A 655-nucleotide genomic window follows, 5' to 3' on the forward strand; every position below is an offset into this window, starting at 1 on the left:
TTCTCGATCGATACGCCACTCGATAGGACTGCTTCGCAGGCGCTGACGAGCAACGATCCGAACAACCTGCTGACGACGCGCGTGGTGCCGGTCACGACGCTGAACAACGGCGGTTTCGCGAACCTGAGCGTGACCGAGGACAAGAACGCGGGCAAGGGCATCGTGGTCGCGCAGGGCACGCAACTGAACCTGCAGCCGGGCGGTTCGATCTCGCTCAACAGCCCGGCGGCCGACGCCGACGTGAATGTTGAGGGGCGGCTCTCCGTGCCGTCAGGTTCGATTTCCATCAAGAGCGGCGGCAATGTCGTCATCGGGCCGCAAGGCGCGATCAGCGTGGCCGGCCAGTGGGTGAACAACGACGTGCAGGCCGCGCCGGGCACGACGACCGGCAACAGCCAGTTCATCAACGGCGGCAGCATTTCGCTGTCGGCGACGCAGGGTGCGACCTTCGTGAACGGCAGCGCCGTGGATACGACGGGTTCGATCCTGCTGCAACCGGGAAGCGTGCTCGATGTATCGGGCGGCGGTGAAATGCTCGCGAACGGTCGGTTGCTGATGCAGAACGGGGTGCCGGCCGGGCGCGGGGGCAACGTCGCGTTGCAGACGTATGCGGCACCTGCGGGGGGCGCGCAGTTCGGCGATACGCTCGACGGCG

The 655-nt window shown here is 66.4% G+C and carries 1 protein-coding gene; it reads left to right on the forward strand.

The window, feature by feature from the left end:
* A partial coding sequence (locus G3N94_RS43335; protein ID WP_205799986.1) for a hypothetical protein occupies nt 1-655 on the forward strand: 655 nt, incomplete at both ends.

Origin of the sequence: Burkholderia sp. Ac-20353, assembly GCF_017104785.1 — a bacterium.
In the GTDB taxonomy this organism is placed as follows: Bacteria; Pseudomonadota; Gammaproteobacteria; order Burkholderiales; family Burkholderiaceae; genus Burkholderia.